This is a genomic window from Microbacterium hydrocarbonoxydans (assembly GCF_000956475.1).
GTDB classification, from domain to species: Bacteria; Actinomycetota; Actinomycetes; order Actinomycetales; family Microbacteriaceae; genus Microbacterium; species Microbacterium hydrocarbonoxydans_A.
The window spans coordinates 368,887-389,408 of record NZ_JYJB01000010.1 but is presented as its reverse complement, the minus strand read 5'-3'; the positions used below and the strand labels follow the sequence as shown (position 1 = coordinate 389,408).

Annotated in this window: 16 protein-coding genes; 7 read left to right on the top strand and 9 right to left on the bottom strand. The window is 68.3% G+C overall.

What is annotated here, in order from left to right; genetic code table 11:
- Positions 1 to 12: 12 nt before the first annotated feature.
- The 3 genes from RS84_RS14395 (at position 13) to RS84_RS14385 (ending at position 4,274) form a co-directional block, all read left to right on the top strand.
- Positions 13 to 1,218, top strand: a complete 1,206-nt coding sequence (locus RS84_RS14395; protein WP_045258488.1) for a thiolase family protein — start codon at positions 13 to 15, stop codon at positions 1,216 to 1,218.
- On the top strand, positions 1,218 to 3,359 hold the full coding sequence (locus RS84_RS14390; RefSeq protein WP_045258487.1) for a 3-hydroxyacyl-CoA dehydrogenase NAD-binding domain-containing protein: 2,142 nt from the start codon (positions 1,218 to 1,220) through the stop codon (positions 3,357 to 3,359). The genes RS84_RS14395 and RS84_RS14390 overlap by 1 nt, the downstream gene beginning before the upstream one ends.
- A gap of 219 nt (positions 3,360 to 3,578) precedes the next feature.
- The gene (locus RS84_RS14385) at positions 3,579 to 4,274 is read left to right on the top strand and encodes an SPFH domain-containing protein (protein WP_045258486.1); all 696 of its coding nucleotides are present in this window, start codon (positions 3,579 to 3,581) and stop codon (positions 4,272 to 4,274) included.
- Positions 4,275 to 4,279: 5 nt separating this feature from the next.
- Here the strand turns inward: RS84_RS14385 and dxs are convergent, their stop codons facing one another.
- The 5 genes from dxs to dut all read right to left on the bottom strand — a co-directional run bounded on the left by dxs (position 4,280) and on the right by dut (position 11,217).
- Positions 4,280 to 6,220, bottom strand: a complete 1,941-nt coding sequence (gene dxs, locus RS84_RS14380; RefSeq protein WP_045258485.1) for a 1-deoxy-D-xylulose-5-phosphate synthase — start codon at positions 6,218 to 6,220, stop codon at positions 4,280 to 4,282.
- Between the two features lie 177 nt (positions 6,221 to 6,397).
- A complete protein-coding gene (locus tag RS84_RS14375) occupies positions 6,398 to 9,307 on the bottom strand; it encodes an aconitate hydratase (protein WP_200892025.1) in 2,910 nt (969 codons plus the stop codon).
- Positions 9,308 to 9,415: 108 nt separating this feature from the next.
- Positions 9,416 to 10,147 carry a DUF3159 domain-containing protein gene (locus RS84_RS14370; protein WP_045258483.1) on the bottom strand — a complete coding sequence of 244 codons (732 nt, stop codon included), beginning with the start codon at positions 10,145 to 10,147 and terminating at the stop codon, positions 9,416 to 9,418.
- Positions 10,144 to 10,731 carry a DUF3710 domain-containing protein gene (locus RS84_RS14365; protein WP_045258482.1) on the bottom strand — a complete coding sequence of 196 codons (588 nt, stop codon included), beginning with the start codon at positions 10,729 to 10,731 and terminating at the stop codon, positions 10,144 to 10,146. Before RS84_RS14365 ends, RS84_RS14370 begins: the two co-directional genes overlap by 4 nt.
- 18 nt (positions 10,732 to 10,749) lie before the next feature.
- Positions 10,750 to 11,217: a dUTP diphosphatase gene (gene dut / locus RS84_RS14360; RefSeq protein ID WP_045258481.1), complete on the bottom strand. Its 468-nt coding sequence runs from the start codon at positions 11,215 to 11,217 to the stop codon at positions 10,750 to 10,752.
- Between the two features lie 3 nt (positions 11,218 to 11,220).
- Between dut and RS84_RS14355 the strand changes: the two genes are divergently transcribed.
- Positions 11,221 to 11,697 carry a DUF3093 family protein gene (locus RS84_RS14355; protein ID WP_235281501.1) on the top strand — a complete coding sequence of 159 codons (477 nt, stop codon included), beginning with the start codon at positions 11,221 to 11,223 and terminating at the stop codon, positions 11,695 to 11,697.
- A gap of 98 nt (positions 11,698 to 11,795) precedes the next feature.
- Here RS84_RS14355 and RS84_RS14350 read toward each other — a convergent pair whose 3' ends face one another.
- Positions 11,796 to 12,089, bottom strand: coding sequence for a DUF4193 domain-containing protein (locus RS84_RS14350; RefSeq protein WP_045258479.1), 294 nt, complete (start codon positions 12,087 to 12,089; stop codon positions 11,796 to 11,798).
- A gap of 202 nt (positions 12,090 to 12,291) precedes the next feature.
- On the opposite strand from RS84_RS14350, the gene sepH reads away from it, so the two are divergent.
- The gene (gene sepH, locus RS84_RS14345; RefSeq protein ID WP_045258478.1) at positions 12,292 to 13,326 is read left to right on the top strand and encodes a septation protein SepH; all 1,035 of its coding nucleotides are present in this window, start codon (positions 12,292 to 12,294) and stop codon (positions 13,324 to 13,326) included.
- A gap of 48 nt (positions 13,327 to 13,374) precedes the next feature.
- Here the strand turns inward: sepH and RS84_RS14340 are convergent, their stop codons facing one another.
- Entirely contained in the window at positions 13,375 to 14,496 is a 1,122-nt protein-coding gene (locus tag RS84_RS14340) for an alkaline phosphatase family protein (RefSeq protein WP_045258477.1), read from the bottom strand.
- Positions 14,497 to 14,540: 44 nt separating this feature from the next.
- Here RS84_RS14340 and RS84_RS14335 point away from each other — a divergent pair, with 44 nt between their 5' ends.
- The gene (locus RS84_RS14335) at positions 14,541 to 16,982 is read left to right on the top strand and encodes a DNA topoisomerase (ATP-hydrolyzing) subunit A (RefSeq protein WP_045258476.1); all 2,442 of its coding nucleotides are present in this window, start codon (positions 14,541 to 14,543) and stop codon (positions 16,980 to 16,982) included.
- A 21-nt stretch (positions 16,983 to 17,003) separates the two neighbouring features.
- On the opposite strand, the gene RS84_RS14330 is transcribed toward RS84_RS14335, so the two are convergent.
- Both RS84_RS14330 and RS84_RS14325 read right to left on the bottom strand, forming a co-directional pair.
- Positions 17,004 to 17,918: an arginase family protein gene (locus RS84_RS14330; protein WP_082062203.1), complete on the bottom strand. Its 915-nt coding sequence runs from the start codon at positions 17,916 to 17,918 to the stop codon at positions 17,004 to 17,006.
- Between the two features lie 70 nt (positions 17,919 to 17,988).
- Complete coding sequence (locus RS84_RS14325) at positions 17,989 to 20,088, bottom strand: DNA topoisomerase IV subunit B (RefSeq protein ID WP_082062202.1); 2,100 nt, start codon at positions 20,086 to 20,088, stop codon at positions 17,989 to 17,991.
- Positions 20,089 to 20,270: 182 nt separating this feature from the next.
- On the opposite strand from RS84_RS14325, the gene RS84_RS14320 reads away from it, so the two are divergent.
- Positions 20,271 to 20,486: a hypothetical protein gene (locus RS84_RS14320; protein ID WP_045258475.1), complete on the top strand. Its 216-nt coding sequence runs from the start codon at positions 20,271 to 20,273 to the stop codon at positions 20,484 to 20,486.
- The last annotated feature ends 36 nt before the right edge of the window (positions 20,487 to 20,522 follow it).

The following is a 20,522-nucleotide window of genomic DNA, read 5'->3' as shown; positions in this document are numbered from 1 at the left end:
CTTGGAGGCAGAGTGGCCGAGATCTCGGACGTCTTCTTCGTCGATGGAGTGCGCACCCCCTTCGGGCGCGCCGGCGAAAAAGGCATGTACTGGAACACCCGCGCAGATGACCTCGCCGTGAAGGCGACCATCGGCCTGATGGAACGCAACTCGGCTGTACCGGCCGACCGGATCGATGACGTCGCGATCGCCGCGACCTCGCAGACCGGAGACCAGGGCCTCACGCTCGGACGCTCCGTGGCGATCCTCGCGGGGCTGCCGCAGACCGTGCCGGGCCTCGCCGTCGAGCGCATGTGCGCCGGCGCGATGACGAGCGTCACGACCATGGCCGCGTCGATCGGCGTCGGGATGTACGACTTCGCCCTCGCCGGCGGCGTGGAGCACATGGGTCACCACCCGATCGGCGGCAACGCCGACCCCAACCCGCGCTTCGTCGCGGAGAAGATGGTCGACCCCGGCGCTCTCAACATGGGCGTCACGGCCGAGCGCATCTTCGACCGTTTCCCGCACCTCACCAAGGAGCGCTCCGACCGCTTCGGCATGCTCAGCCAGCACAAGGTGCAGGCCGCGTACGACGCCGGGAAGATCCAGCCCGACCTCGTGTCGGTTGCGATCAAGGACGCGGAGGGCGCATGGGGCCTGGCCACGGAGGATGAGGGCCGTCGTCCTCAGACCACCATGGAGGACCTCGCCGCGCTCAAGACGCCGTTCCGTCCGCACGGCCGCGTCACCGCGGGCACCTCGTCGCCCCTCACCGATGGCGCGACGATGTCCCTGCTCGCGGGCGGCGGCGCCGTGAAGGAGTTCGGGCTGGCCCCGAAGATGCGCATGGTCTCGTTCGCGTTCGCCGGCGTGCAGCCGGAGATCATGGGCATCGGCCCGATCCCGTCGACCGAGAAGGCGCTGAAGAAAGCCGGCCTCACCATCGAGGACATCGGCCTGTTCGAGCTCAACGAGGCGTTCGCCATCCAGGTGATCTCGCTGCTCGATCACTTCGGCATCGCAGATGACGACCCCCGCGTCAACCAGTGGGGCGGCGCGATAGCGCTCGGGCATCCGCTCGCAGCGTCCGGCGTCCGTCTGATGATCCAGCTCGCGGCGCAGTTCGCCGAGCGACCCGACGTCCGCTACGGCCTGACTGCGATGTGCGTCGGCCTCGGTCAGGGCGGATCCGTGATCTGGGAGAACCCGCACTTCGACGGAAAGAAGAAGAAGTAATGGCATACGAAGACGTCGACTTCTCCCCTATCCAGGCACTCACCGAGGGCGAGGTCGTCACGCACTCCCCCGTTCGCGACATCCGTCTCGCGTCCGGCAAGGTGCTCGCTCTCATCACGCTCGACAACGGCCGCGACCACACGCGCCCCAACACGCTGGGCCCGGCCACCCTCACGGAGCTCGGTCAGACCCTGGATGCCCTCAAGGCCCGCGCGTCCGCCGGAGAGATCCAGGCCGTCGGGATCACGGGCAAGCAGTACATCCTGGCCGCCGGTGCCGACCTCTCTGACATCAGCAAGGTCGGTTCGCGCGACAACGCAAGGCTGATCGCGCAACTGGGCCACAAGGTCCTCGGCAAGCTCTCCGAGCTCGGCGTCCCGTCGTTCGCGTTCGTGAACGGCCTGGCTCTCGGCGGCGGACTCGAGATCGCTCTGAACTCGACCTACCGCACGGTCGACGCCTCCGCAGCGGCGATCGCCCTCCCCGAGGTCTTCCTCGGCATCATCCCCGGCTGGGGTGGTGCGTACCTGCTGCCGAACCTGATCGGCATCGAGAACGCGCTCGAGGTCGTGATCTCCAACCCGCTCAAGCAGAACCGCATGCTCAAGCCGCAGCAGGCGTTCGATCTGGGCATCGTCGACGCGATCTTCCCCGCCGCGAACTACCTCGAGAACTCACTCGCCTGGGCCGATGCGGTGCTCGGCGGCAAGAAGGTCGAGCGCAAGAACGAGCCGGGCAAGATCGAGCGCCTCACCAAGTGGCCGATCGCGATCAAGATGGCCCGCGGCATGCTGGAGTCGAAGATCGGCACCGTCCCGAAGTCGCCGTACGCCGCCCTGGAGCTGCTCGACAAGGCGAAGAGCGGCACCAAGGCGGAGGCATTCGCGCGGGAGGACGAGGCTCTCGCCGAGCTCGTCACAGGGGATCAGTTCGCGGCATCCATGTATGCGTTCGACCTCGTTCAGAAGCGCGCCAAGCGTCCCGTCGGTGCGCCGGACAAGGCGCTTGCGAAGAAGGTGACGAAGGTCGGCATCATCGGCGCAGGTCTCATGGCCAGCCAGTTCGCGCTCCTCTTCGTGCGCAAGCTGCAGGTGCCGGTGCTCATCACCGACCTCGATCAGGCGCGCGTCGACAAGGGCGTCGCGTACATCCACGACGAGATCGGCAAGCTCGAGGCCAAGGGAAGGCTGGATGCCGACTCGGCGAACAAGCTGCGCGGCCTCGTAACCGGCACGACCGACAAGAGCCTGTACGCCGACTGCGACTTCGTGATCGAAGCCGTCTTCGAGGAGGTCGGGGTCAAGCAGCAGGTGTTCGGCGAGATCGAGAAGATCATCGCGGAGGACGCGATCCTCGCGACCAACACCTCATCGCTGTCGGTCGAGGAGATCGGCTCGAAGCTCGCGCACCCCGAGCGTCTGGTCGGCTTCCACTTCTTCAACCCGGTCGCGGTGATGCCGCTGATCGAGATCGTGAAGACGCCGGCGACGGTCGACGCCGCCCTGTCGACCGCCTTCGTGGTCGCGAAGGGCCTGGGCAAGAACGCCGTGCTGACCGCCGATGCTCCCGGCTTCGTCGTGAACCGGCTGCTGGCCAAGGTCATGGGCGAGGCGGCGCGCGCCGTCTACGAGGGCACTCCGGTCGCCGAGGTCGAGAAGGCCTTCGCGCCGCTGGGCCTGCCGATGGGGCCGTTCCAGCTCATCGACCTCGTCGGCTGGAAGGTCGCCGCGCACGTGCAGGACACCATGGTGAAGGCGTTCCCGGATCGCTTCTACGCGAACGAGAACTTCCATGAGCTCGCCTCACTGGATGCCGTCGTCGAGAAGGACAAGGGCGGTCGGGTCACCGGCTGGACGAAGCAGGCGGAGAAGGTCATCAAGCCCGCCGTCGGGAAGTCTCCGGCGTCGGCGGCGACGATCCTGCAGCGCGTGCAGGACGGTCTCGCGACCGAGATCAAGCTCATGCTCGACGAGGGCGTGGTGCCCGAGGTCGAGGACATCGACCTGTGCCTGATCCTGGGCGCCGGATGGCCGTTCATCGACGGCGGCGCATCGCCGTACCTCGACCGGGAGGGAGCCTCGGAGCGCGCCTTCGGCGGCTCGTTCCACACCCCGCAGATCCGCGGCATCGAACAGCGCTAGTCGCGTCTGTCTCCGAGGGGACGCACCGTCCGTCGCACGACGGAGGTGCGTCCCTTTCTCGTCGCATGAGACGGCGCAGATGCTGACGCGCTTCGGCACGAGCCGCAGCGTATCCGTCTCGCGGCGGCGCGGGGAACGCGTGTGGAACAGCGCATGAACACACGCGGACGGGTGGCTTCCCGGTCGCCGCAGGGGCGACGGAGGCGGCACAGTGGTGGCATGGAGATGATCCTCACGATGCTGGGCGGCAAGGGTCTGTCGGGTCTGCTGAAGACCGGAACCGCCGTGCTCACGATCCTTCTGATCGTCCCCGCCATGCTGAAGCTGTTCATCGTCACGGTCGACGAGGGCTGGGCGGCGATCCGCACGCGCAACGGCAAGCCGATCATCCGCAACCGGCCGCAGCGGCGTCCCACCAACCGCGGCGGAGCCGTCGGCGAGGTCGTCGTACTCGACCCCGGTTCGCACGGGGCCTTCCCTCTGTTCTACTGGTACCGCCTGATCGACGTGCGCTGCCGCGCCACCGACCTGCCGGCACGGGACATGAGTGGAGCCACCGGTCACCAGCACCGGGTGCACGCGTCGTTTGAATGGCGCCCGATCCCGACCGGGCGAGATCTTCGCGTCTTCGAGCTCGACGTCGTGAACGTCAAGGAGCGCGCCTCGAACATCGTCGGCGCGGCCCTCAGAGACGTGATCCGGGGACTCGACGGCCCTGAACTGCCCCACAACGACGAGATCAATACGCGTGTGATCGCGGCCAGCGCCGATGAGGTCCGCCGCGCCTGCGGCGTGGAGCTCGTGCGCGTGATGGTCACAGGCGACGCGCTGACCGACGGCTACCTGCTCTCGACCGCACTGCGCGACGCCGATCGCGGCGCGCAGGCGGTCGCCGCCCTGCACGCGTTGAACTGAAGCCCTCAGCGCCGCTCGTGCAGCGGCAGGTCGATCGCGCCGGTCTCCCCCGCGTTGCGTGCGACCGGGATGCGGGTACCGAGCACCTGTGCGACGACGTCTTGCGCGATCTTCGAGGCGGTGAGTCCGGCATCCGCAAGCACCTGGTCGCGAGACGCGTGGTCGATGAACTCGTCAGGCAGTCCGAGCTCGTCGACCGCCGTGTCGATCCCCGCCTCGCGGAGCACCTGGCGCACCCTCGTGCCGATGCCGCCGACGCGGATGCCGTCCTCGAGCGTGATCACGAGACGGTGATGCGCTGCGAGCTCGACGACGGACGGCTGCACCGGGATGGCCCAACGCGGGTCGATCACGGTGGCGCCGATCCCCTGCGCCCGGAGCCGGCGGGCCACCTCCATCCCGAGGGCGGCGAAGGGACCGATGCCGACGATGAGCACGTCCTCCGTCTCGCCTCGGGCGAGCACGTCGACACCGTCGTCCAGCCGCTCGATCGCGGGGAGATCATGCGCGACCTCGCCCTTCGGGAAGCGGATGACGGTGGGCGCGTCGTCGATGAGGACGGCCTCGTCCAGGGCCTCTGCCAGACGCGTGCCGTCGCGGGGCGCGGCGATGCGGATGTGGGGCACGATCTGCAGCATCGCCAGGTCCCACATGCCGTGATGGCTCGGTCCGTCGGGACCCGTGACACCCGCCCGATCGAGGACGAAGGTGACACCCGCGCGATGGAGGGCGACATCCATGAGCACCTGGTCGAAGGCGCGGTTCATGAAGGTCGCGTACAGCGCGACGACCGGATGCAGGCCGCCGAACGCGAGACCGGCGGCGGATGCCACCGCGTGCTGCTCGGCGATCCCCACGTCGTACACACGGTCAGGGAACCGCTCGGCGAACGGCGCAAGGCCCGTGGGGCGCAGCATCGCCGCGGTCATGGCGATGACCTTCGGATCGCGCTCCCCCACGGCGACGAGCGCCTCGGAGAACACGTCGGTCCAGCCGCGGCCGCTGCTCGAGAGCGGCTCGCCGGTCGTCGGATCGATGCGGTTGACCGCATGGAACTGGTCGGCCTCGTCATCCCGGGCGGGCTGGTAGCCGCGCCCCTTCTCCGTGATCGCGTGCACGATGACGGGGGCGCCGTAGGACTTCGCCAGCTCGAGCGTCTCGAGGAGAGCCGGAAGATCGTGGCCGTCCACCGGGCCGAGGTACTTGATGTCGAGGTTGGAATACAGGGCCTCGTTGTTCGTGAACCGCGAGAGGAACCCGTGGGTGCCTCCGCGCACTCCGCGGAACACGGCGCGGCCGACCGGTCCGAGCGCGCGGAACAGCCGATCGGACTTGCGATGCAGGTCCTTGTATGCCGCGGCGGTGCGCACACGGTTCAGGTACCTCGACATGCCTCCGATCGTCGGGGCGTAGGAGCGGCCGTTGTCGTTGACCACGATCACGAGGTTGCGGTCGTTGTCATCGGAGATGTTGTTGAGCGCCTCCCAGGTCATGCCGCCGGTGAGGGCGCCGTCGCCGACCACGGCCACCACGTGCCGGTCGGCGCGGCCGGTGGCCGTCAGTGCGCGGCTGATGCCGTCAGCCCAGCTCAGGGAGCTCGACGCGTGCGAGGACTCGACGACGTCGTGCGGGCTCTCGCTCCGCTGCGGATAGCCCGCGAGACCGCCACGGACACGAAGGCCCGAGAAGTCCTGTCGCCCCGTGAGGAGCTTGTGCACGTAGGACTGGTGACCGGTATCGAAGATGAACGGGTCATCGGGCGACGAGAACACGCGGTGCAGCGCGATCGTGAGCTCGACGACGCCGAGATTCGGTCCGAGGTGCCCCCCGGTGCGGGAGACGTTCTCGACGAGGAACTCGCGGATCTCCCCGGCGAGCTCGGTCAGCTGGTCTGTGGACAGTCCGTCCAGATCTCGGGGACCTGAGATGCTCGGAAGAATGGGCATCTGCGCCTCCTCACAGGCTCCGTGCGCGGCATCCGATTTCCGGTTCGGGCGCCTCTGCGATCCTATCGCGCGTGGCGGGGAAAGCCCCGTGAGCGGGGCACCCTTGACATGCCCGTCCGCGCACGACAGCGCCCCGCCCGGTCGAAACCGGACGGGGCGCTGTCGGTGTGTCGCTGATCAGACCAGCGAACGCAGAACGTACTGCAGGATGCCGCCGTTGCGGTAGTAGTCCGCCTCACCGGGGGTGTCGATGCGCACCACGGCGTCGAACTCGATCGGCTGCTTGCCCTCGGGCGAGTGCTCGCTCGGCGTCGCCGTGACGTGCACGGTCTTCGGGGTGACGCCGTTGTTGAGCTCCTCGAGACCCGAGATCGAGACGACCTCGGTGCCGTCAAGGCCCAGCGACTCCCAGCTCTCGCCGGCGGGGAACTGCAGCGGGACCACGCCCATGCCGATGAGGTTCGAGCGGTGGATGCGCTCGAAGCTCTCGGTGATGACAGCCTTCACACCGAGGAGGTTGGTCCCCTTCGCCGCCCAGTCGCGCGACGAGCCGGAGCCGTACTCCTTGCCGCCGAAGATGACCAGCGGGGTGCCCTGCGCCTGATAGTTCATCGACGCGTCGTAGATGAAGGACTGCGGGCCCTCGGGCTTCGTGAAGTCGCGCGTGTAGCCGCCCTCGATCTGCTGTCCGCCGTTGACGGCCTTGACGAGTGCGTTCTTCAGGCGGATGTTGGCGAAGGTGCCTCGGATCATCACCTCGTGGTTTCCGCGGCGCGAGCCGTAGGAGTTGAAGTCCTTCTGCGCGACGCCGTGCTCGGTGAGGTACTGAGCGGCGGGCGTTCCGGCCTTGATGTTGCCGGCGGGCGAGATGTGGTCGGTGGTGACCGAGTCGCCGAGCGCTGCGAGCACGCGAGCTCCACTGATGTCCGTCACCGGGGCAGGGGTCGCCTCCATGCCGTCGAAGTACGGGGCCTTGCGCACGTAGGTCGAGTTCTCGTCCCACTCGAAGACCGGGCCCGTCGGCGTGGGCAGGTTGCGCCAGCGGTCGTCTCCGTCGAACACGGTCGCGTACTGCTTGATGAACTGGTCGCGCGAGATCGACGAGTCGATGATCTCCTGCACCTCGTCGGGCGCGGGCCAGATGTCCTTCAGGAACACCTCGTTGCCGTCCGCATCCTTGCCGAGCGCGTCGGTCTCGAAGTCGAAGTGCATCGATCCTGCGAGAGCGTAGGCCACGACGAGCGGCGGGCTCGCGAGGTAGTTCATCTTGACGTCGGGGCTGATGCGGCCCTCGAAGTTGCGGTTTCCGGAGAGCACCGCGGTCACGGCGAGGTCGTGCTCGTTGACGGCGGCCGAGACCTCGTCGATGAGCGGACCCGAGTTGCCGATGCAGATCGTGCAGCCGTAGCCGACGGTGTAGAAGCCGAGACCCTCGAGATCCTTGTCGAGACCCGACTTCTCGTAGTAGTCGGTGACGACCTTCGAGCCGGGGCCGAGAGTGGTCTTCACCCACGGCTTCTGCTTCAGGCCCTTCTCACGCGCCTTGCGGGCGAGAAGGCCGGCGGCGATCATGACCGACGGGTTCGAGGTGTTGGTGCACGACGTGATGGCGGCGAGCGTCACGGCGCCGTTGTCGAGCATGTAGCGCTGGCCCTCGGGGGTCGAGACCTCGACCGGCTTGGACGCCGGGTGCGGACCACCGCTGAAGAGCAGCATCGACTCGGCGTGCTGGCCCTCGTGCTGGTGCGAGACGCCATCCTGCGCGACGTGCTCCTTCTCGACACCGGGGGTGGTGCCGGGGTCGGATGCCGGGAACGTGCCCTCGACCTCGACGGTGTCCTCGTCGATGCTGGCGTAGTTCAGGATGTCCTTCTCGAACTGGTTCTTCGCCTCGGAGAGCAGGATGCGGTCCTGCGGGCGCTTCGGCCCGGCGATCGACGGGACGACCGTGCCGAGATCGAGTTCGAGGTACTCGCTGAAGATCGGCTCGCGAGTCGCGTCGTGCCACAGCGACTGCTCCTTGGCGTACGCCTCGACGAGGGCGACGGCCTCTTCGCTGCGGCCGGTGAGGCGCAGGTAGTCGAGCGTGACGTCGTCGATCGGGAAGATCGCGGCGGTCGAGCCGAACTCCGGCGACATGTTGCCGATGGTGGCGCGGTTGGCCAGCGGCACGGATGCCACGCCCTCGCCGTAGAACTCGACGAACTTGCCGACCACGCCGTGCTTGCGCAGCAGGTCGGTGATCGTGAGGACGACGTCGGTCGCCGTCACGCCTGCGGGGATCTCGCCGGTGAGCTTGAAGCCCACGACACGCGGGATGAGCATGGACACGGGCTGGCCGAGCATGGCCGCCTCGGCCTCGATGCCGCCGACGCCCCAGCCCAGCACGCCGAGGCCGTTGACCATCGTGGTGTGCGAGTCGGTGCCGACGCAGGTGTCGGGGTACGCCCGCAGGACGCCGTCGACGTCGCGGTCGTAGATGACCTTCGCCAGGTGCTCGATGTTCACCTGGTGCACGATGCCGGTTCCCGGGGGAACGACCTTGAAGTCCTGGAAGGCCGTCTGGCCCCAGCGGAGGAACTGGTACCGCTCGCCGTTGCGCTCGTACTCGATCTCGACGTTGCGCTCGAGTGCGTTCTCGGTGCCGAAGAGGTCGGCGATGACCGAGTGGTCGATCACCATCTCGGCGGGCGAGAGCGGGTTGATCTTGTTCGCGTCGCCGCCGAGCGCCGTCACTGCCTCGCGCATCGTGGCGAGGTCGACGATGCAGGGAACGCCCGTGAAGTCCTGCATGACCACGCGCGCCGGCGTGAACTGGATCTCGGTGTTCGGCTCGGCCGCGGCATCCCACGATCCGAGGGCCTCGATCTGCGCCTTGGTCACGTTCGCGCCGTCCTCGGTGCGAAGCAGGTTCTCGAGGAGGACCTTGAGACTGAAGGGGAGCTTGTCGAAACCGGGCACCGTGTCGATGCGGAAGATCTCGTAGTCGGTGCTGCCGACCGTCAGGGTGCTCTTGGCACCGAAGCTGTTCACCGTGGACACGAATCCGTCTCCTTCTATTCGGATGGGAGCGACAGGCGCCTCCATCTTGCTCGCCAGCGAGCCCGGTCGGCTAGCAAGGCAGACCTAACCAGTCTGCTCCCGCGGGGCCGTGGGGGGAAGCCTGCAATTTATCTTGATATCAAGATAAATCTATCACGACCGCCGGGCGTCTCCGGCATCCGACTCGCGAGGATAGAGACGCCTGGCGACGATCCACGTCGTGGCCAGGAGAACGGCGAAGAACGGGATGCCCATGACGATCTTGACCGTGCCGAGCGTCGCCACGTCTCCCGAGAAGTAGAAGGGCAGCTGCACGCCGAGCCGGGCGAGGAACAGCAGCGCCCACGCGACGGAGAGCCAGAAGAACGTCCGGCGCTTGCGCGGGTCGGTACGCCAGGAGACGCCCTCGCCCATCAGGAATCCGACAACCACGCCGATCAGGGGCCAGCGCACCGCGGCTGACACGAGGAACGCGGTGCCGTATGCGATGTTCGTGATGAAGCCGACGACGAACTGGTCTGCGGCGCGGCCGGTGAACAGCGGCAGCCCGGCGGCGACGACCGCCGCGACAAGACCGGACAGCGCGGCGACCGGCGGCGACTTCATCACCAGGCGGATGATCGTGAAGATCGCCGCGGAGCCCACCGACAGGATCAGCGCGAGGATCAGGTTGCTGCTGACGGTGTAGGTGACGATGAACGCGAGAAGCGGCAGCACCGACTCCACGATGCCGCGCCATCCGCCGATGACGCCCCAGACCATGCGGCCGGTCGACACATCGGCATCCGGATCGATGCCTGCCCTGCGCGCGGCGCCGCCGAGGGCCGCACCGAGGATCTCGGATGCTGACGGCTCGCGCTCGGCGTCGGGTTCAGGCGTGCTCACGCGGATCCCGGCGTCGCCGGCATCTTCAGCGGGATCAGGTCGCGAGGCGGCATGGGCGCCCCGCCGCGGACGACCACGATCGAGCGGAACAGGTCTTCTACCTTGGCCGCGGCCTCCAGATCGGATGCCGCAGCTCCCCCGATCACCCCGCGCAGGAACCATCGCGGCCCGTCGACGCCGACGAAGCGCGCGAGGCGGAGCTCGGAGCCCTCGTTGGCGGATGCCGGGACTTCGGCGAGGAGCTCTTTGCCGAGCGGGCCCTCGCGCTCCTCCACCCGTCCGCCCTGCGCCTTGACCTGGTCGCGCAGCTGCACACGAGTCTCGTCCCAGAGACCCCCGGAGCGCGGCGCCGCGAAGGGCTGCACCTGGAGCGAGGAGTCGGCATAGTCGAGACCGACCGCGACGATGCGCTTGGTCTGCTCCTCGACCTCGAGACGCAGGTTCAGCCCCTCGCGCGGAAGGATCTTGATCCCGCCGAGATCGATGTACGGGCGAACCGGGTTCGCCTCGGAGTCGTCCAACGGCCCTTCGGTCGCGCGGTTCTCAGGTGCCGACTTCGAAGGTGTGGCGTTGTTGTCAGTCATCAGCTTTGTCCTGCTTCGTTACTGGTGGGGTGCTGCCTGGTATCCGGTGGAGCCGAATCCGCCCTCGCCGCGAGTGCTCTCCGGCAGCTCCTCGACGGGGATGAACGTGGCGCGGGTCACCGGCATGATGATCAGCTGCGCGATGCGATCGCCGACGGCGACATCGTACGCGCTGCGAATGTCCGTGTTGACCAGACTCACCTTGATCTCGCCGCGGTAGCCGGCGTCGACGGTCCCGGGCGAGTTCACGATCGAGATGCCGTGCTTGGCGGCGAGGCCGCTGCGGGGAACGACGAACGCCGCGAATCCCTCCGGCAGGGCGATGCGGACGCCGGTCGCGACGAGCGCCCGCTCCCCCGGCTCCAGGTGCACGGCCTCGGCGGCGACGAGGTCGGCGCCGGCGTCTCCGGGGTGTGCGTAGCCGGGCACGACGGCGATTCCATCGAGCACAGGGGCGATAATGGGGACGTCAACCGATTCAGTCACCCCATGAGGCTAATGCAGATCCGCACCGCTGAGACACGTCCGCTTTATCGCGAGCGGCTGTCGCCGAGCCTCCGGCTTCTGGTGACCGTCGCGCTCGCCGGCCCCATGGTGTCTCTGGTGTTCGTGCCGGTCGGCTCCACGATCGCCCTCGTCGCGGGAGCGGCGGTATCGGCCGCTCTGGTCACGATGTTCGTCTGGCTGACTCCCGTGGTCGCGGTCGACGGCACCGTGCTGCGTGCGGGCCGCGCGCACATCGACGCGAGGTTCCTCGGCGAACCCGTGGTGCTCACGGGCGACGAAGCCCGCCAGGCCCGCGGTCCGCTTCTGCCGGCGCGAGGCTGGCACCTGATCCGCGGAGGCATCGACGGGATCGTCGTCGTGCCGAACACGGATGCCGACGACCCGGTGGACTCGTGGACGATCTCGTCGCGCACACCCGACCGCCTCGCCGCCGCGATCCGCGCAGCCCGCGGCGCCTGATCTCCCGCCGGACCGACAGGGCCAGGCCTCGGGCGGAAACGACGACGCGCCCGGAACCGTGCGGTTCTGGGCGCGTGACGCGTGCATCGACGCTGCGATCAGGCAGCGCACTCCTTGCAGATCGGGCCGGAAGCGCCCTCGTGGTCGAGCTGCGAGCGGTGCTTCACCAGGAAGCAGCTCATGCAGGTGAACTCGTCATCCTGCGCGGGCAGCACGACGACGTCGAGCTCGAGGTCGGACAGATCGGCACCGGGAAGATCGAAGCTGGACGGGTTGTCCGAGTCCTCATCGCCGGACGAGCCTGACAGCTTGTCCGGCACACGCTCCTTGAGGGCTTCGATCGACTCGGAGTCGTCTTCACTCTTTCGCGGAGCGTCGTAATCGGTTGCCATTGGGTAGGTCTCCACTTTCATGGTGCGAGTGGTGGGGGGTTGTGCCGCAGGGTTCGGCGGCCATAGTTTGCACGACCGCGAGAGATTTCGCAAATGTCGCCGGGTGCGACTGAGCAAACTGACGGCACGCCCAGGGTATTCCCGCCTGCTGTGTAACCGGCGTGACACCATGGTCGGACACCCATTCCTGAGGGGCATTCGCATGGAAAACGTCACCATCGTCGGCACAGAAGCAGGAGTCCTCGTACTCGCGACCGAATCCGGCACGCGTTTCGCGCTGCCCATCGACGACGTGCTGCACCGCGAGATCCGTCGCGCCACGCGTCAGGGCGAGCCAGTCACGCAGAAGCTCGCCGCAAGTCCGCGCGACATCCAGGCGCAGATCCGCGCCGGCCTCACAGCACCCGAGGTCGCCGAACTCCTCGGGATCGGTGTCGACGACGTCATCCGCTTCGAAGGTCCGGTGCTCGCCGAGCGCGAGCACATCATCGGGCAGGCTCTCGCCGTCCCCGTCCTCATCGGCAGCGAGGTCGAGCCCGACGCGCAGCCGACGTTCGGCACCGCCATCCGGGCGAAGCTGGCCGATCTCGAGGCCACGGCGGAGCGCTGGGCGAGCTGGAAGGATGACAGCGGCTGGATCGTCAAGCTCGAGTTCACGGCGAACGAGGTCGAGCACGACGCGCGATGGAGCTTCGATCCGCGACGCAGCGCACTGGCTCCCCTGAATGCCGACGCCACCCAGCTGTCACGACAGGGCTCTCTTCCCGAGGGTCTCATCCCCCGCTTGCGGGCCGTCGACGCCGAGCGCACCACCTCGCCCTACAAGGACGACAGCCGCTTCGACTCCGGCGCGTTCGGTCCTCGTCTGGTGCCGGCCCCCGAGGCCGACAGCGAAGACCCGTCGACGCCTGAGCGGTCGGGCTCAGCGGTCCAGGATGCCGCGATCAAGCGCGCCCCGGAGTCGCAGACCACGAGCCCGGAGACGGCAGACCTCCTTGAGGCGCTGCGCCGCCGTCGCGGCCAGCGTGAGAGCTCGCCCATCATCGACATCGACGATCGGGACGAGCCTGAAGAGGTGAGCCCCATCGCGCTCTTCGATGCGCTCGAGAGCGATCAGGACGACGAGCCGGAACCCGCTCCCGCACCGGAGCCCGCGCCCGACAACGGTCGCCGTCGGCGCCGCAACGCCATGCCGTCGTGGGACGAGATCGTCTTCGGCGCGCGCACCGACGAGTAAGACCTCGCGCGCGGTCGACCGTCACGGCCGATCGATCGAGCCGCAGGTTCAGCGGGCAAAGGCCCCGAAGCGGAGGACCGGCACCTGACGCTCTTCTGGCGTGATCCCGCCGTGCTGCCCGACCATGCCTCTGCTGCGCTGATCCGGCGCCGTGCCGTCGTACACGGCACCGTTGCCCCGCGACACGACGAGCAGGTCGCCGATGCGCGACGCCGCAGCATCCGTCACGTGCGCGCCGAACAGGCCTGAGGCGATCGCCTCGGCACGGGTGCCTACATCGGCCGCCCCGGCGAGGTCCCCACGCCAGCGCGCCAGGACTCCATCGGCGTCCGCGTCGGGGTCGAGGTAGACATGCAGCATCCGCGGTTCGCCGCCGATGTGGCCGACTCCCGCGAGATGCTCGGCCTCGAGCACGAACTGCTTGTGCGCCGGGACGTCTACCATTCCGTGGTCGGAGGTCACGATCACTCCGACACCCGGAGGCACGCGACGGGCGAGTGCGGCATCGACGTCCTCGAGAGCCGAGACCCACTGCCGGGATGCGATTCCGTGCCGGTGTCCGGCCTTGTCGACTTCAGGCAGGTAGCAGTACACCAGCGAGCCGGGATGCCGCTCGGCGAGGTCGTACGCGGCCGCCACGCGGTCGCCAGGCGAAGCCGCCGAGACGAACTCTGCGCCGCGCAGGGTCGCTCGGCTGAATCCGCTGCCCGCATATGCGGCGACACCGACCGCGAACGCCTGACGCCCCTGGGCTGCCGCCTTCTCGAACACAGTCGGGGCGACCTGCCAGGATGCCGGATCGACGCCTGCGCTCTCCCACCCGGACAGCTGGTTGACCATGACGCCCCGCGACCTGTCGAGCACGCTGTAGCCGACGAGCCCGTGCTCGCCCGGCCAGGCCCCCGTCAGGATGCTGGTGAGCGCCGCCGCCGTCGTGGAGGGGAACACCGAGGTGGCGACGTCCTTCTTGGCCATACCCGCAGTCAGCGCCCTCGCATGCCCCGCGTGCGCGCGCAGGCTGATCGCGCCGAGCCCGTCGATCAGCACGAGCACGACGGACTCCGCTCGCGGCAGCGTCGCGGATTCGCCGCGGAGTGCGGCGAACAGGTCCTCCGCCACCCCGACGACGCTCCGGGCCGTGGGTGACTCGGACGGTAGCATGAGGGACATCCGAGCCAGTCTGTCACAGGCTCCCCGTGCCCTTCAGGAAGTCCATGCCGAAAACCCCGCCGCCCGAGCTCGCCCCGGAGCGAATCCAGGACATCGACCTCGAGAGCGAGATGCAGGGATCGTTCCTCGAGTACGCGTACTCGGTGATCTACTCGCGTGCCCTGCCCGATGCGCGCGACGGGCTCAAGCCCGTACAGCGCCGCATCCTGTACCAGATGGCCGAGATGGGCCTCCGACCGGACCGCGGGCATGTGAAGAGCGCGCGCGTCGTCGGCGAGGTGATGGGAAAGCTGCATCCGCACGGCGATTCCGCGATCTACGACGCCCTGGTGCGCCTCGCGCAGGACTGGGCGCTGCGGGTGCCCCTGGTCGACGGCCACGGCAACTTCGGCTCGCTGGATGACGGGCCCGCCGCCGCCCGGTACACCGAGGCCCGACTGGCGTCGCCTGCTATGGCGCTCACCGAGAACCTCGACGAGGACGTCGTCGACTTCATCCCGAACTACGACGGCCAGTTCCAGCAGCCCGCCGTGCTCCCCGCGGCGTTCCCGAACCTCCTCGTCAACGGTGCCAGCGGCATCGCCGTGGGCATGGCGACCAACATGGCGCCGCACAACCTCATCGAGGTCGTCGCGGCCGCGACTCACCTGCTCGAGAACCCCGATGCCACAACCGAAGAGCTCATGGAGTTCGTACCGGGCCCCGATTTCCCCTCCGGCGGCATCCTCATGGGTCTCGACGGCGTCAAGGACGCCTACACGACCGGCCGCGGCGCGCTCAAGGTGCGCGGCAAGGTCTCGGTCGAGCAGATCGGGCCGCGCCGTACGGGCATCATCGTGTCTGAGCTTCCCTACATGGTGGGACCCGAGCGACTCATCGAGAAGATCCGCGACGCGGTCCAGTCGAAGAAGCTGCAGGGCATCAGCGACGTCACCGACCTCACCGACCGCAACCACGGACTGCGCGTCTCGATCGGCATCAAGACGGGCTTCGACCCGAACGCGGTTCTCGAGCAGCTCTACCGGCTGACTCCACTGGAGGACTCGTTCAGCATCAACAACGTCGCCCTCGTCGACGGACAGCCGAGAACGCTCGGCCTCAAAGAGATGCTCAGCGTCTACGTGATGCACCGTCTCGAGGTCATCACGCGGCGAAGCCGCTATCGGCTCGCGCGCCGTGAAGAGCGTCTGCATCTGGTCGAGGGCCTGCTCATCGCGATCCTCGACATCGACGAGGTCATCCAGGTCATCCGCTCGTCCGATGATTCGGAGCAGGCTCGCGCGCGTCTGCGCTCGGTGTTCGACCTCAGCGAGCTGCAGGCCGAGTACATTCTCGAGCTGCGTCTGCGGCGTCTCACGAGGTTCTCGCGCATCGAACTGGAGGCCGAGCGCGACGCCCTGCTCGCCGACATCGCCGCGCTGAAAGAGCTGCTCGGGAGCCCTGCGCGACTGCGCTCTGCGGTGGCCGCCGAGCTCGACGCCGTGGCCGAGGCCTACGGAACCCCTCGCCGAACCCTGCTCATGAACGCCGCCCCGCCGAAGCCCCGCGCGGCGAAGGGCGCCCCCGACCTGCAGATCGCCGATGCGCCGACGGTTCTCGTGCTGTCGACCACCGGACGCGCCGTGCGCGTGGATCTCGCCGAGGGCCAGGAGCTGAGCGCACCCGCGCGTCGCAGCAAGCACGACGCGATCCTCGCGACCGTCGAGACGACGGTCCGCGCCGAGCTCGGTGCGCTGACCAGTCTCGGTCGCGTGGTGCGGTTCTCGCCCGTCGACCTGCCTTCCGTGCCCTCGAGCTCCGTGCAGCTCGCCGCGGGGGCTCCGCTGCGCGACTATCTCGGCATCACCACGCGCGGTGAGCGCATCGTCGGCTTCGTGCGGTTCGACAGCGACACCCCCGTCGCGCTGGGCACCGCTCAGGGCACCGTGAAGCGCATCGTGCCCTCGGCTCTGCCTGTAAGGCCAGAGCTCGAGGTGATCGGCATGAAGGCCGGCGACAGCGTCGTCGGCGCCGCGGAGGCGTCCGACGACGCGGAGCTCGTGTTCATCACGACCGATGCGCAGCTGCTGCGGTTCGCGGCATCCGCTGTCCGGCCGCAGGGCGCCCCGGCCGCCGGTATGGCCGGCATCAAGCTCGGCGCAGGCGCCACGGTGCTGTTCTTCGGCGTGGTGACGCCGGAGACGGATGCCGTTGTCGCCACCGTCTCGGGCGCGGAGAGCGCGCTGCCGGGCACCGACCCCGGGCGTGCAAAGGTCTCAGCGTTCGCGGAGTATCCCGCCAAGGGCCGAGCCACGGGCGGAGTCAGGGCTCACGCGTTCCTGAAGGGCGAGGATCGTCTGACCGTCGCCTGGGTCGGGCCTGCTCCGGCTCTCGCGGTCGATCCGACGGGTGCGGTGCGCAAGCTCCCAGAGGCCGGCGCACGTCGTGACGCATCAGGACAGCCGATCGAGGGCGTGATCGGCTCCATCGGCCGCACCATCGTCTGATCTCGCGGCACGGCCTCCCGATCACTCGGAGGGCGCCGCGGACTCCTCACCGAGGCGCACGAGCCCCTCAGCGACGATGGCGGCGATCGTGCGCGCGTGCGTCCCGTCTGGGTCGAGGTCGGGGTCGAACACCGTCACGGAGGCGCCCCACGCCCTGGGCGCGACCGCACGCAGGAAGTCGGTGAGCTCCTGCGGGGACAGACCCCCAGGGTCGGGGCTGTCGACCGCCGGCATATGCGCGGGGTCGAGCACGTCGACGTCGACCTGCAGCCAGAAGCCCCGATCGAGGCCCGGTGCGGTGAGAATGCGCGAGGCAGCCCGGGCCGCCCCATACAGGATGATGTCGTCGGCCGGAATCGTGAGTGCGATCGCATCGGAGACCTCGTCGAGCTCCTCGTCTTCGCGTCGGCACCCGACATGGGCCGTGCGCGCGGCGTCGAAGTACGGGCCGAGCCCGTCGATGTCCGCCACAGCGGGAACGTGCCTGCCGATCGCCGCGGCGAGATCCTCGCCCGCGAGCGCGCCGAAGGAGTCGCTGTTACCCGGATGCCGGAAGTCCGTGTGGCCGTCGACGTGCACGAGACCTGCTCCGCCGCTGACCTTGGAGGCGAGTCCGGCCGCGAGCAGGAGACTGCAGTCGCCGCCGAGCACAAGGGGCGAGTGCCCCTCGCGGCGCAGCGAAACCAGGCGATGCGCCAGACGACGGGCGTGATCGACAACGGCATCCTGATTGCGCACCGTACCGGCAGGACGTCGTTCGTCGTCGAGGTATCGGCCGGGCAGCACAGCACCGGCCTCTAGCGCGCCGTGCGGTGCGAGAGCCGCGTGCAGCCCGGCGTCGCGAAGCGCTTCCGGTGCCTTCGCCGTGCCAGGAACAGCGCCGCGCTGCGGCGGGCGCAGCCCCAGGTTCGACGGTGCCGAGACGATCGCGATCATCGTCCCATCCTGACAGGACGCCCTTCGGGCATCCGCAGTACACGCAGGCCGCGGCGCACCCGCCGGGTGCTCAGGCGTCGATCGACTCGCGCGAGAGGTTGCCGGCGGAGTCGATGATGAACTCGCGCCGAGGTGCCACCTCGTTGCCCATCAGCAGTTCGAAGACGCGGCCCGCTGCCTCGGCATCCTCCATGCGCACCCGACGCAGCAGGCGGCCGCCGCGGTCCATCGTCGTCGATGCCAGCTGCTCGGCATCCATCTCGCCGAGTCCCTTGTACCGCTGGATGGGCTCGTGCCAGCGCTTGCCGGCCTTCTTGAGCTTCGCCAGCAGGGCGTGCATCTCCTGCTCGCTGTAGGTGTAGATCGTCTCGTTCGGCTTCGAGCCGGGGTTCATCACGATCACGCGATGCAGCGGAGGAACAGCCGCGAAGACGCGCCCCTCCTCGATCAAAGGGCGCATGTAGCGGAAGAACAGCGTCAGCAGGAGGGTGCGGATGTGCGCGCCGTCGACGTCGGCGTCGCTCATCAGGATCACCTTGCCGTAGCGCGCGGCGCCGATGTCGAAGCTGCGTCCCGATCCCGCGCCGATCACCTGGATGATCGACGCGCACTCGGCGTTGGAGAGCATGTCGCCCACCGAGGCCTTCTGCACGTTGAGGATCTTGCCGCGAATGGGCAGCAGCGCCTGGAACTCGCTGTTGCGCGCGTTCTTCGCGGTGCCGAGCGCCGAGTCGCCCTCGACGATGAACAGTTCGCTGCGATCGACGTCGTTCGTGCGGCAGTCGACGAGCTTGGTCGGCAGCGTCGAGGACTCGAGGGCGTTCTTGCGCCGCTGCGTCTCCTTGTGTGCACGCGCCGACACGCGGGCCTTCATCTCGGCGACGATCTTGTCGAGCAGCTGGGTCGCCTGGCTCTTGTCGTCGCGCTTGGTGGAGCTGAAGCGCTCGCCCAGATCCCTGCGCAGCACCTGGGCGACGATCTGACGCACGGCCGGTGTGCCGAGGACCTCTTTGGTCTGACCCTCGAACTGCGGCTCGGGGACGTTCACCGTGAGCACGGCGGTGAGCCCTGCCAGCACGTCGTCCTTCTCGAGCTTGTCGTTGCCGACCTTGAGCCGACGGGCGTTCTGCTCGACCTGCGAGCGCAGCACCTTCAGGAGCTCCTGCTCGAAGCCCTGCTGATGGGTTCCGCCCTTGGGCGTGGAGATGATGTTGACGAAGGACCGGGTCGTGGTCTCGTACCCCGTGCCCCAGCGCATCGCGATGTCGACACCGCAGACCCGCTCGACCTCGGTGGAGACCATGTGCCCGTCGGGCTGCAGGACGGGCACCGTCTCCTTGAACGTCCCCTCGCCCTGGATGCGCCAGGTGTCGGTGACGGGCGCGTCGGAGGCGAGGTACTCGACGAACTCCGAGATCCCGCCCTCGTAGTGATACGACGTCTCGTTGACGCCTGCGCCGGTGGCAGGGTCTTCCGCACGCTGGTCGCGGACGACGAGTTCGAGTCCCGGGACGAGGAACGCGGTCTGACGCGCACGCGTCTCGAGCTCACCCAGCTGGAACGCGGCGTCTTTCGTGAAGATCTGACGATCCGCCCAGTAGCGGATACGGGTTCCGGTCACCCCTCGCGGAGCCTTGCCGACGATGCGCAGCTCGCTGTTCTCCTGGAACGGCGTGAAGGGAGCGTCCGGGCGCTTCTCGCCACCCTTGTCATCGAAGATGCCCGGCTCACCGCGCCGGAACGACATGGCGTAGGTCTTGCCGCCGCGATCCACTTCGACATCGAGACGCTCGGACAGCGCGTTGACGACGGACGCGCCGACGCCGTGCAGGCCGCCGGATGCCGCATAGGAGCCGCCACCGAACTTGCCGCCGGCGTGGAGCTTGGTGAAGACCACCTCGACACCCGTCAACCCGGTGCGCGGCTCGACGTCGACGGGGATGCCGCGACCGCGGTCGTGCACCTCGACGCTCCCGTCGGAATGCAGGATGATGTCGATCTTCGAGCCGTTGCCGGCGACGGCCTCGTCGACGGAGTTGTCGATGATCTCCCAGAGGCAGTGCATGAGGCCCGGCGAGCCGTTCGACCCGATGTACATGCCTGGTCGCTTGCGGACGGCCTCGAGCCCCTCAAGAACCTGGAGATGATGGGCGGAATACTCGGCTGTCACAATCTCCGAGTCTATTCGCCACACCCGGCCGCACCCCGCAGACACTCCCCCGACGGGTTCACCTGGGCCCCCGCGCGTACGCGCTGAGCGAAACACGCCGAGATCCGGGCATGCACCCAGGTTCTGCGTGGTTGTATTGATCAAGTCCTGACAGTGAACCCGATACTCAAGGAGGCACCGAGATGAATGCAACGACCGAACGTGAGGCCTCCGCCGTCGAGTACCGGCTGACCGCCATGGACCGCTGCGATTCCTGCGGAGCGCAGGCGTACATCGCCGCCGAGGTCAACGGCACCGAGATGCTCTTCTGCGCGCACCACGGCCGCAAGTACGAAGAGAAGCTCCGCAGCGTCGCCACCAGCTGGCACGACGAGACCGCGCGGCTGATCGAGGCCTGAGCTTCTCGGAGCCCAGCCCTTCTCGAGGCTCGGCCC